12 protein-coding genes and 2 tRNA genes are annotated in these 12,538 nt (G+C 27.3%); 6 read left to right on the top strand and 8 right to left on the bottom strand.

Features of this window, described 5'->3' with window-relative positions:
- Positions 1–210: 210 nt before the first annotated feature.
- The 6 genes from KJQ97_RS01440 to KJQ97_RS01415 are packed head-to-tail and all read left to right on the top strand — an operon-like array spanning position 211 to position 5,052.
- Entirely contained in the window at positions 211–786 is a 576-nt protein-coding gene (locus KJQ97_RS01440; RefSeq protein ID WP_214115921.1) for a TlpA family protein disulfide reductase, read from the top strand.
- Entirely contained in the window at positions 786–1,661 is an 876-nt protein-coding gene (gene ftsY / locus KJQ97_RS01435) for a signal recognition particle-docking protein FtsY (RefSeq protein WP_214119726.1), read from the top strand. Before KJQ97_RS01440 ends, ftsY begins: the two co-directional genes overlap by 1 nt.
- On the top strand, positions 1,654–2,982 hold the full coding sequence (radA, locus tag KJQ97_RS01430) for a DNA repair protein RadA (protein WP_214115925.1): 1,329 nt from the start codon (positions 1,654–1,656) through the stop codon (positions 2,980–2,982). The genes ftsY and radA overlap by 8 nt, the downstream gene beginning before the upstream one ends.
- Positions 2,983–2,984: 2 nt before the next feature.
- Positions 2,985–3,584, top strand: a complete 600-nt coding sequence (locus KJQ97_RS01425; RefSeq protein WP_214119725.1) for a prepilin-type N-terminal cleavage/methylation domain-containing protein — start codon at positions 2,985–2,987, stop codon at positions 3,582–3,584.
- Positions 3,562–4,320, top strand: coding sequence for a pilus assembly FimT family protein (locus KJQ97_RS01420; protein ID WP_214119724.1), 759 nt, complete (start codon positions 3,562–3,564; stop codon positions 4,318–4,320). Before KJQ97_RS01425 ends, KJQ97_RS01420 begins: the two co-directional genes overlap by 23 nt.
- Positions 4,321–4,377: 57 nt before the next feature.
- Entirely contained in the window at positions 4,378–5,052 is a 675-nt protein-coding gene (locus KJQ97_RS01415; RefSeq protein ID WP_214119723.1) for a hypothetical protein, read from the top strand.
- Positions 5,053–5,078: 26 nt separating this feature from the next.
- Here the strand turns inward: KJQ97_RS01415 and pepT are convergent, their stop codons facing one another.
- The 8 genes from pepT to KJQ97_RS01375 form a co-directional block, all read right to left on the bottom strand.
- Positions 5,079–6,281, bottom strand: a complete 1,203-nt coding sequence (gene pepT / locus KJQ97_RS01410) for a peptidase T (RefSeq protein ID WP_214119722.1) — start codon at positions 6,279–6,281, stop codon at positions 5,079–5,081.
- 2 nt (positions 6,282–6,283) lie between these two features.
- The gene (locus KJQ97_RS01405) at positions 6,284–7,840 is read right to left on the bottom strand and encodes an AbgT family transporter (protein ID WP_214119721.1); all 1,557 of its coding nucleotides are present in this window, start codon (positions 7,838–7,840) and stop codon (positions 6,284–6,286) included.
- A 147-nt stretch (positions 7,841–7,987) separates the two neighbouring features.
- A tRNA-Leu gene (locus tag KJQ97_RS01400) sits at positions 7,988–8,072 on the bottom strand.
- Between the two features lie 4 nt (positions 8,073–8,076).
- Positions 8,077–8,153, bottom strand: a tRNA-Arg gene (locus KJQ97_RS01395).
- A gap of 53 nt (positions 8,154–8,206) precedes the next feature.
- Positions 8,207–9,277, bottom strand: a complete 1,071-nt coding sequence (locus tag KJQ97_RS01390) for a GGDEF domain-containing protein (RefSeq protein ID WP_214119720.1) — start codon at positions 9,275–9,277, stop codon at positions 8,207–8,209.
- Entirely contained in the window at positions 9,274–10,344 is a 1,071-nt protein-coding gene (locus KJQ97_RS01385) for a GGDEF domain-containing protein (protein WP_214119719.1), read from the bottom strand. Before KJQ97_RS01385 ends, KJQ97_RS01390 begins: the two co-directional genes overlap by 4 nt.
- Positions 10,337–11,416 (bottom strand): GGDEF domain-containing protein, encoded by a 1,080-nt coding sequence (locus KJQ97_RS01380; RefSeq protein WP_214119718.1) that lies wholly within the window; start codon positions 11,414–11,416, stop codon positions 10,337–10,339. Before KJQ97_RS01380 ends, KJQ97_RS01385 begins: the two co-directional genes overlap by 8 nt.
- 2 nt (positions 11,417–11,418) lie before the next feature.
- Positions 11,419–12,483 (bottom strand): GGDEF domain-containing protein, encoded by a 1,065-nt coding sequence (locus KJQ97_RS01375; protein WP_214115946.1) that lies wholly within the window; start codon positions 12,481–12,483, stop codon positions 11,419–11,421.
- Positions 12,484–12,538: the final 55 nt, after the last annotated feature.

Below are 12,538 nucleotides of genomic sequence, written 5' to 3'. Positions count from 1 at the left end.
ATATAGATTTATTTCTTTATCTTTTGCAATGTAAATTAAAAGATTTAATTTTTTATTTGTTTTAACTTTAGATATTATTTTTAAAATAGCTCTAAAACTTCCGTAATTTTTACAAAATTTATAATTTTCTTTATGAAATTTTTCTCTTATTAACTTTTTATCCATAATCTAACCTAAAAAATTTATAAGCATATTACATAAGGAATTAAAATGAAAGCTATATTGCTAAGCGTTGCTTTATTGTTTTTTACCGCTTGTTTTGATAAGAAAGAAGATAAAAAAGAAGAAGAAAGCGAACAAATTACTCAAGTTGAAGTTAAAAAAGAACCTGATTTTAATAGACTAATTAAATTCTCTTTAAAATTTTATAATAGCGATGAGATTTTTGAAATTAAAAGAATTAATAATGATAATAAAGACTTAGAATTTACTTCAAATGATAAAATTATATTATTTAATTTCTTTACTACTTGGTGCCCACCTTGTAAAGCTGAAATTCCACACTTAAATGATTTAGCATTAAAATATAAAGATAGATTAAGAGTTATTGGTGTTTTATTAGAAGATAAAAGCGATGAAGAAATAGCTAAATTTATTAAGGATAATGGTATTAGCTATGATATTGTTACAGGCGATAATAATTACACATTTTTAAAAGTTTTAGGAGAAATTAACGGCATTCCATATATTGCTTTATACGACCAAAATGGTAAAAACATAAACAACTATCTAGGTGCAGTTTATGAAGAAATGCTTGATATTGATATTCAAAAGGTTATGAAATAATGTTAGATTTTTTAAAAAAAGGCTTAGCAAAAACACTTGAAGCTATAAATCAAGTAAAACCAAAGAACGAAAAAATAAGTAAAGATTTATTAGAAGAAATGCTAGTAAATGCTGATATTACTTATGAAATAGTAGAAGAGATTTTATACTACTTACCGCCTAAAGATATAGTTGAAAGAGCGGATTTAGAAAGAGTAATGAGCTCATATTTTATGTATGAAAATCCTAATTCAAATTCTAATGATAAACCATTTGTAGAATTGATATTAGGTGTAAATGGAGTAGGAAAGACTACAACTATAGGAAAATTAAGTAATTTTTATAAAAATCAAGGCAAAAAAGTTTTACTAGGAGCTTGTGATACTTTTAGAGCAGGTGCAATTATGCAACTTGAACTTTGGGCTAGTAAGAATAATTGCGATATTGTAAGCACTAAGCAAGGGCATGACCCAAGTGCAGTTGCTTTTGATACAATTACAAAAGCACTTAGCAAAGGTTATGATAATGTTATTATTGATACAGCAGGAAGATTAGAAAATAAAAAAAATCTAGCAAATGAACTAGAAAAAATAATAAGAATTTCATCTCGTGCTTATGAAAACGCTCCACATAGAAAAATTCTAGTCCTAGATGCAACTCAAGGCAATAGTGGTATTAATCAAGCAAAAGTTTTTAATGATTTAGTAAAGCTTGATGGAGTAATTATTACCAAACTTGATGGAACAAGTAAGGGTGGTTCATTATTTGCAATTGCAAGAGAATTAGAGCTACCAATTTTATATTTTGGATATGGAGAAGGTGCAAATGATATTGCTCCTTTTAAAGCAAATGAATATTTAAAGGTTCTTTTAGACGGAATTTTTAACAATGGCTAAGAAAAAATCAAGCCTTTATGAATGCCAAGCTTGTGGTAATCAGCAAATTAGATTTTTAGGCAAATGCCCTGAATGTGGGGCATTTAATTCATATTTAGAATTAAATCAAACTCAAATTGAAGTATTAAAAAACGAAATAAAACCAAATTCAAACAAAGCAGTTAGCATTAAAGAAGTTTTAATTGAGCAAGTTGATAGATTTTCAACTTATGATAAAGAGCTTGATTTGGTTTTAGGTGGTGGGCTTGTTGTAGGCTCATTAGTTTTACTAGGTGGCTCTCCTGGTGTTGGCAAATCAACTTTACTCTTAAAAACCGCTGCAAACTTAGCAAAAAATGGCAAAAAAGTCCTTTATGTTAGTGCTGAAGAGAGTAAAAGTCAAATAAAACTTCGTGCAAATAGATTAAATGCTAATGAAGATAATTTGTTTTTACTTACAGAACTTTGTTTTGAAAATATTAAAAATGAAGTTTTAAGCAATAATTATGAAGTCTTAATTATAGATAGTATTCAAACTATTTATTCAGAAAATATAAGTTCGTGTGCTGGTTCAATCACTCAAGTAAGAGAGCTTACATTTGAGCTAATGAAACTAAGCAAAAGCAATAATATTAGCACATTTATAATAGGACATATCACTAAAGAAGGCTCAATTGCAGGACCTAGAGTGCTTGAGCATATGGTTGATGTGGTGCTTTATTTTGAAGGTGATGCTAGTAAGGAATTAAGAATTTTAAGAGGCTTTAAAAATCGTTTCGGAAGCACTAGCGAAATAGGCATTTGGCAAATGAGTGAAAATGGACTTATAAGTGCAAACAATATTAAAACTAGATTTGTAGGTAAAAATCACGCAGGAAGTGCTTTAACTATTATTTTAGAAGGTAGCAGAGCAATTACTCTTGAAGTTCAAGCTTTAGTATGCGAAAGTGCTTATGCTAAAAGAAGTGCAACTGGATTTGATAGAAATAGACTTGATATGATTTTAGCCTTGCTTGAGAGAAAATTAGAAATTCCACTTGCAAGATATGATGTATTTATAAATATTAGCGGTGGGATAAAAGTTAGTGAAACTGCTGCTGATTTAGCAGTTGCAGCTGCTATAATATCTAGCTTTAAAAATAGAGTTTTAAGCAATGAAAGTGTATTTATTGGAGAGCTTAGTTTAAATGGTGGAATTTGCGAAGTTTTCAGCCTTGATATTAGACTTAATGAAGCAAAGAATCAAGGTTTTAAAAATGCTATAATTCCAAATAAAAGTAATTTTAAAGGTATTAAATGCTTTGTAGCTAATGAGTTAGCTCAAGTTTTAGAATGGATGTAAGTATGAAAAAAGCTTTTACTATGATTGAATTATTAGTTGTTATGGTTGTTGGTGCTATACTTAGTGCGGTTGCTGTTTCTAAAATACATACAAGTGAATTAATAGATGCTGCTAGAAGTATTGCAAACGATATTAGATATACAAAAATTCTAGCGTTAGGAGATGACGCTTATGATGGAACAAATGGTTATCATAATAAATATTATCGTTTTACAATAGCTTCTAATAAGATTTATAAAATTAGTAAAGTTGAATATAACTCAAAAGGAACAACACCAGTTTTAGCAGAATATGCTGAAGATTTTTTAAATCCTGATAAAAGAATATGTGATTTTGAAAAAGATGAAGCGTGTGCTACAAGAACAGCTATTCTTAAAATTAAAAAATATAATATAACATTTACACCAACTACATCAACAACCCCTAAAGGTATTACAGCACCAACTGATACTATTATATTTAATGAATTAGGAGAGCCTTTAAACTTTAATCAAAATCCAAGTGGATTTAAAATAGAAATTTCAAAAGGTAGTGATATAGCTTGTATTTATGTAGAACAATATTCTGGATTTGTACATATTGACAGAGCTGCGTGTAAGTAAAAAAGGTTTTACTTTAATTGAATTAGTTTTAGTTTTAGTTGTTGCTGGAATACTCTCAAGTATAGCAATATCAAAAATCAATTCAAATTCTTTAATCCTAGCAGCTAGGAGTTTATCTCAAGATATTTATATACTTCGTGATTTAGCACTAAATTACGATGTATATGATTATACGACAAATTACGATAAATCATATTGGCAAATATATTTTCATTGTGTAGCAAATACAAAAACTTCATATAACAAATACAAATGCAATCATCAAGAATTTGGATATAGTATTTTTAGCGATAGCATAGGTTCTAGCTCATCAAATCCAGATGCAAATGAATTAGCAAAAGATTTATTTGACAAAACAAAACTGATTGGAGCTAGATATGCAGGAATAAGCGTAGATGATAATTTGCTTACAACAAGGACAAATCTTACAAAAAGCTTTGGTATAACTAAAATTGATGTATTTTATAATCTAAATAATAAATACAAAAAAACTCACAGAATAATGGTAAATGAATTAGGAGAATTATTTGCAAGTTCATATACTAATAAATCAAAAACTTATAATCTAATAAAAGCTAATTCATATATTATTAGACTAAGCAAATCAACTAATATAGACCAAAATAACTCAATATGTATTGTAATAAATAATGTAGGTTTTACAACAATTCCTAAAAATAATAACGGACAACTTATTTCTAATATCAAAAAGCCTATATATTGTCATAATTTATAAATTACTAAAATATAAAAATACAAATATAGAATTAACATTTTTTAAAAAGGAGATAATATGAAAAAAATTTTATCAACACTAATATGTGTAATCAGCCTAAACGCACAAAACTTCGTAGGTGCTGATTTTATGGTAGGAAAAGCTAAAGATTACGGGCTTAATTTAAGCGATAATGGTATTTATCAAGGAAGAATTTTTATAAATTCTTATAAACTTAGTAATTATGATAATGATTTTGTTTTTGGTGCAGACTTAAGCATTCACGACTTTGATTCAGAATATAAAAATAATATAGAAAGTGGCAAAATTTCAAGCACTTATACTGCTGTTAATGTATTGGGTGGTATTGGATTTTTTAATAATAATGTAGGAGTTAAATCAGGCTTTAATATCTTAGGTGGCTTAGGTCATGAAAAAATCAAAAGCAAAACTAATACTAAAGATTTAGTAGCTAATACTAATTTAATCAAATTAGGAGCTAGCACTATGAATATTTTTGATGAAGGATTAGTTATTGAAGCTAGTGCTTTTGCAAAATTTTATTTAGATAATAAAAGAGATAAATTATTTAACGAGCAACAAAAAAGACTAAATTATGAAGCAAATCTTATGCTAGGTTATAAATTCACTCGCAATTTAGACGGCTTTTATGCAGGAATTAAAGCAAGTTATACAAATGATGTAATAGCTAAAGGTATTAGATACGGAGTTAATTTAGGATATAGTTTTTAAGAATTTAAAACTAGGAATTAAAATTCCTAGTTTGAATATATTTTTACTAAATTAAGTGCTACTTCATAAGATTTTTCAAGTGATTTAACAGGTAAAAACTCAAATCTTGAATGAAAATTATGCGCTCCTGTAAAAAAATTCGGGGTAAAAAGACCCTTTACACTCAACGCACTTCCATCAGTCCCGCCACGCATAGCAATTGTATTTGCTTTAATATTTGATAGTTCAAAAGCTTTATATAATTTATCTAAACTATCTTTATTATCATCGTTTAAAGCATCTTTTAGATTGTAATAAGTATCACTCATTTCTAGTTTAAAACTAGCTTTTTTATATTTATTTTGCATAAAATCAACGCAAGTTTTAATGTATTCTTTTTTCTCTTCAAATTTAGTTTTATCGTGGTCTCTTATATTTAAACACACACTAGCTTCGTTTTGATTTGAGTGCATTTCATTTATCCAAATATATCCATCTTTATCTTTAGTATTTTCAGGAGTTTGCAATCTATCAAAAAGATTTATAAACTCATTTGCTAATAAAGTAGGATTTAGCATTATTTTATAAGCATTCATTGGGTGTGCTGAAACACCTATGATATTAAGCTTTGCACTTGCTGCGTTAAATGTCTCATACATTAATTCCCCAACCTCACAACAATCAATAGTATAAGGATGAGTTGTCCTAAAATCATCTAAATTAAGCTGCTTTGAGCCTAAAAGCCCTATTTCTTCATCAGGCACAAAAGCTAAAAATATATCAGGATGATTAATATCACTATTTTTAAGAGTTTTAATTAAGTTCATAATAACAGCAATTGCAGCCTTATTATCAGCCCCTAAAACAGATGAGCCATCGCTAAAAATAATGTCTTCATTTAAATACTTCATAATTTCAGGGTGTTTAGAAATCTCTAAAACTGCCTTACCTAAATCTAAATCCTTGCCTTCAAATCTTAAAATCTTAGGATTTACACAAGGACTAAGCCCAACATCAATAGTATCAAGATGAGCTACAAAACCTAAGCTAGTCTTAGTTTTATCACCAGCTAAAAGTGCGGTTAAAATGCCATTATCATTTAGCTTAATTTCGCTAAGTCCTAAATTCTCTAGCTCACTTTTTAATAATTTCGCTAATTGCAACTGCCCTTCGCTAGTAGGAGTATTACTCTTACTAGCGTCGCTTTGAGATGAGATTTTTACATATTTTATAAAGTCTTCTACCAACATATCTAACCTTTAAAATTATAAACATAAGTAGTATCAAATCCTAACGGAAGACCTAAAGCCCAGAATATAAATAAACTACCAACTAAAGCTATCCATAAAGCAATACCAAATGGAAGCATCAATGAGCTAAGTGTTCCAACTCCTGTTTTTTTATAATATTTTTGACAATAACCAATCACTAATGGATAAAATGGAAACATAGGTGTCATAACATTTACTGCACTATCACTCGTCCTATATGCTGCTTGAGTAAGTTCAGGACTAATTCCAAGTAACATTAACATAGGAACAAAAATAACGCTTAATATAGCCCATTTTGATGTAGCTGATGTAACAAAAATATTTAAAAAACTTGTAAATATAATCACTCCTAAAACGGTGAAAACTGAAGGCATATTCATACTCTTTAAAAACTCAGCTCCTGAAATTGCTAATAGAGTTGAAAGATTTGAAGTATTAAATACATATAAAAACTGCCCGCATACGAAACAAAATACTATAAAAGTAGTAAGCGTATTTAAACTACTAGCAGCCATTTTTGATAAATCACTTGATGTTTTTATAGAGCCACTGATTTTTCCATATACATATCCTGGAATTGCTAAGAATAAAAATACCAATGGAACAATAGCTTTCATTAAAGCTGCATCAGCACTAGTAAGTGAACCATTAGCACCACGCATAACAGAATTCTCTGGGATTGATACAACAAATAATAATAAAGCCATAAATATAAATGTTAAAGTCGCTCCCCAATAAGCTTTATTTTCTTGTGAGCTTAATTTCTCATTTTCTAAATGAGCGATTTTACAATCACTATCAATAGGCATAGTTTTATTTAGCATAGGCTCAATAATTTTTGAGCTAACAAACCAACAAGCAGCAATTACGCTAAAGGTTGAAAAAATACTTAAAAAATAATTACATAATACATTTACGCTTATTTCAGGGTCAATTGTCCTTGCTGCTTTTTGAGTAAATTCTTGCATTAATGGATCAACTACACTTGGAATATAACTAGCACTAAACCCACCTGCAAGTGCAGCAAATGAAGTAGTAATTCCAGCTATTGGATGGCGACCTGCACTATAATACATAGCAGCTGCAATTGGCATTAAAAATACATAAGCACTATCTGATACTATATGACAAAATATAGAAATTAATATAACCACAGGAACAACAATGCTTTTTGGAACTATTCCTATCATTTTAATTAGTAATGCTCTAATATAACCACTGCCTTCTGCAATACTAACTCCTAAAGTAGCAACTAAAACTAATTGTAAAGCAGGAAAAGTTATAAAATTAACGCCTAATCTAACTATTAATTCAGTTAAATTATGAATTTCAAACATATTTTTAACTACAATTTTTTCGTGACTAACTGGATGAATATAAGAAAAGTCAATAAAACTTAATGCAAAACTTAAAATCATCACAATAAAAAATGCAATTAAAAAAAGAATTGTAATATCAGGCAATTTGTTTCCTAATACTTCAATTTTGTGTAAGATTTTTTCAAATCCATTTCGTTTGATTTGCTGGTTTTCTACCATTAAGGCTCCTTTTTGATAAAATGAAAGGACTTATGTTACAATAAAATCAGATTTTAAGCAAAGAAAATTAGCACTTTTATATATTAATGTAACTTTTCGTAACAAATATTAAAAATATAATTGAAAAAGTATAACTAAGATGATAAGTGGTGCGGATGAGAGGACTTGAACCTCCACGCATTGCTGCACCAGATCCTAAGTCTGGCGTGTCTGCCAATTTCACCACATCCGCTAAGTGGTACGCCCAAGAGGATTCGAACCTCTGACCTACGGCTTAGAAGGCCGTTGCTCTATCCAGCTGAGCTATGAACGCACACTAAAAATAAAAGCTGTATATTATCCTAATAAAATTAATTTTTGCTTAAATTAAATTATATTTTTTATTATTTTATTTCTACCTGTATTTTTAGCCTCATATAAACACTTATCAACTCTTGTTATATATTCATCTAAAATATTATTAGCAAAATTATCTTCTATAAAAACTAAACCTATACTAACGCTAGTAGTTAAGCTTTCAACAGAAAATGTAGAATTTGAATACTCTATTCTAAAATTCTCACAAGCATTTTCAAAATCTAAAGCAGATACGTTATAAGCTAATATTAAAAATTCTTCTCCACCCCATCTACAAATCAAATCAGTATATTCTCCAAAATGCTTTCTCATTAAATTTGCACAATTTTTTAATACTTCATCTCCCACACTATGTCCGTAAGTATCATTTACTTTTTTAAAATAATCAACATCTATTAAAGCAATACTTACCTTACTTTTAATATTTAAATCTTCAATACTATCTATAAAACACCATCTATTCATAAGTCTTGTTAAATAATCAAAATTTGCACTTTTATCAAGCTTTTTATTTATATTTTGTCTATTTTCTAATTCAATATATATTTGTTTTCTTAAAACACTTGATACAATTACAAAAATAGTTGATACTACAATCCCATTAAAACAATTAAAATAGAATTTAGAACCATCGCTAAATAAATATAAAGGTATATCTAAAGAATAATCATTCACACAAAAAAAATAATACATTGCCAAATAATAAATAAGTCCGAAAGTCGCTATTAAATATATAATGTATTTTTTCCTATAAATACCTATATAAAAATAAGATATTATAGGTAATATATAATATTCAAACCCATAACCCCACCCAAGATAATAAATTGAGCTAGCAGAAAAAACAAAACAAGAAAAAAAAGTAACATAAATACAAGCATTAAAATTATTACTCTTAACAAATACTAACGATACTAAAAATAATCCAGCTAGCATAAAATACGTTAAAAACAAATAAGGAATATCATTAATTATCATTATTAAAGCATATACTAAATTAAAAACTAAAATACCTTTCATAATTTTTTCAGCTTGTAAAACTTCTACTAGCTCATATTTTCTTTTTTCAAAATCTATCATATTTGTCCTAAAACTATAGTTTCTACTTTATTTTTACCTGATTTTTTACCACTATATAAGGCATTATCAGCTTGAGATAGCATATAATCTATACTTTCAAGTCTTAAAGAATAACAAATTCCAAAAGTAATTGTAGTTTTCCTAGCATTATAACCATCTTTATGAGTATAGTTAGCAAAATCTTCCCTAATCTCATTCATTAGTTCTTCACTTTCATCTATGCTAAGACCTGTTAATAGCATTAAAAACTCTTCTCCACCCCATCTAGCTACATAACTAGAAGCTCTTTTAGATATTTTATCTTTAATGATTTTTGCTGTATTTTTAAGAACAATATCTCCAAAATTATGACCGCACTCATCATTTAAACTCTTAAAATTATCAATATCACCTAAGACAATTACCATAGAACGAATCTGGTCTTTTTGAAAATAATTATGATATATATGTAAAATTTCATTCATTGCACGACGATTTAAAATATTTGTCAAATAATCATAATCAGCTTTATTTTGTAATTTAATGCTTTCTTTTTCTAATATTTTACTTTCATTCTCATCAATACTATGCGTATAAAACGAATAAAAAATAATTACAGAAGTAATATTTATAACATTAAATACATATACAAAAACCATATATTCGCTTTCAAAATCAGGAACATCTTTTGTAATAATTATTGTAACTATAAATAAAATAATTTCAAAAATACCAATAATCAAAGGATATTTAGAACTGCTAAAGTCATGAACATAGCCAAGAGATAAAAGTGCTATCATAACTATTAAAAAACCATATCCTTGCCCTAAAATATATGTGCAAATTGAACAAGACAGCAAAACAGAAGCATGTGTAAAATAAACAGCAATATTATGATATTTGTCAATTTTTAAAATAAAAATCGTAGCTACTAAAGCAATAAAAGCTTCAATAAACTTAATATTAACCATAGGATAAAGACCTAGAAAATAAAACACACTCCCATAAGTAGTATGGGTTATTGTTAGTAAAATCATTGTGATTTTTACTAATTGTCTTATATTATCTATCTTTCTAAATTCATTCATCTTCTATACGCTTTGCTTCTATCCTATTTCTACCGCTATTTTTTGCCATATACAATAATTCATCAACTTCTTTAATATATTTATCAAAATTACTATATACAAAATCACCACTTATATGCAAACATCCTATACTAGCAGTTATACTAAAATCACCAGCACAGAATTTATTATTTTTTAATTCTTTTCTAAAATTATTACACGCTTCATAAAATTCTTCTTCACTGCAACCTAATGCAAATACTAAGAATTCTTCCCCGCCCCACCTAGCAATCATATCAGTATATCTTGAAAAATTAAGCTTTATGCAACTTGCAGTTACTCTTAAAACTTCATCTCCAACACTATGCCCATAAGTATCATTAACTTTTTTAAAAAAATCTATATCTATTAAAGCAAAATGAAAATTCTTTTTATATTGAATTAAATGAATTTTTTCCATAAAAGCCCAACGATTTAGTAAATATGTAAGCGGGTCTGTAGAAGCATTAATACTTAAAACTTCATTTACATTTTCTTTTGTCTCAATTGTTTTATAAACTTTAATTTTTAAAAAATACATAACAATTATAATTGTAAGACACGCAAATAAGCTATGAATAATATAAAATATGCCATTAATATTGTATCCAAGCACATATAATTGATTTTGTAAAGTATATTTATTAACTTCCATAAATATATACAATAATTCAAAAACTATACTCTCAAAAATTGCTAATGTATAGATAATTTTTCTATTTTCAAATTGACCTACATAACAAAAAGCTATACAAGGTATTAAAAAATATTGAGCTCCAAAACTCCAACCAAAATAAAGAACCATAAAAATAGCATAAACTATACAAACAAAATGCACCGTATATACTAAACTATTGACTTCTAATAAATCTAACTTTTTTAATGAATACAAATATATACAAGCTAAAAACAAATTAACAAACATAGGATAGTTATGACCTAACCAACCCATTAAAATAGATAATAAAAAATATAATGTTGAAAATATAATTAGTATATATCTAGCAATTTTTTTTGCTACAACTAAATCATCTTGATCTAAAAAACTTCCCATATCTAACCTAAATTAACTAACTTTACTCTATTTTTTCCAGAGTCTTTTGCACTATAAAGTGCTGCATCTGCTTTTGTTATCAATACATCTTTATTAATTAAATTTATAGAATAACTAACACCTATTGAAATAGTAACGCTAGTTTCATTTAAATTATCTTTAATTTGTAATTTTTCAATAGATTTTCTACTTTTTTCTAAAGAATTTAAAACATCATTGTAAGAGTAATTGCTAAATAGTATTAAAAATTCTTCTCCACCCCATCTAGCCACATAAGTATTTGTATTGTTTTCATATTCGTTTTTAAACACTTTAGAAACTTCTTTTAAAGCTAAATCTCCAAAATTATGACCATAAGTATCGTTTAAATGCTTGAAATTATCAATATCTCCTATTGCTAATGCTAAAGAATTTACTTCTTTATTTTTTAATTTTTCTAACATATTATCTAATATCTCATTCATAGCACGACGATTTAAAAGTGTGGTTAAATAATCATTTTCAGCTTTATATTGTAAGAATTCTTTTCTAGCATCAAGTTGCTTAATAATCTTGGCGTTTTCTCTATCATTTAGCCAAATATAAACTAGCAATGTAACTACCATAAATAAAAAATTAGCTATATTTATATATGGCATATAAGGATTTGGATAATTTGGAGTATCTTTTGTAATATAAAGCATTACAAAAAAAGCAGTCGCTTCTACAAGTCCTATACCTATTGGAACTAAGAAAGTATTGAAATTTTGTAAATATGCTAATGATAATAAAAGAACTATTATCATAGTAAAACCATAGCCCCATCCAAGATAATAAGTGCAATAACAACAAGAAAATAATATATCTAAATGCGCATATAAAGTAGCAATTGCATATCCCTTGTTTCTTATCAACACTACATAAGCTACTAATAAAGAAATAATAATTTGAATTAAGCTAGAAGGTAATAAGAAATATAGCCCCGTTAGAGTAAAACTAACAGCATATATAAGATGAACTAAGCCAATAATAACAACGGTAACTTTTATTATATATTCAAAATTATCAACTCTTCTAATCTCTTTCAACTTATTTTTCCTAAAACCATAAATCAAAAAATATTTTATAATTTAAACCTAAAAT

Source organism: Campylobacter sp. 2018MI01, from assembly GCF_018501205.1.
Taxonomy (GTDB): domain Bacteria; phylum Campylobacterota; class Campylobacteria; order Campylobacterales; family Campylobacteraceae; genus Campylobacter_E.
The sequence above is the reverse complement of the archived record's forward strand: the minus strand, read 5'-3'. Positions and strand labels throughout refer to the sequence as shown.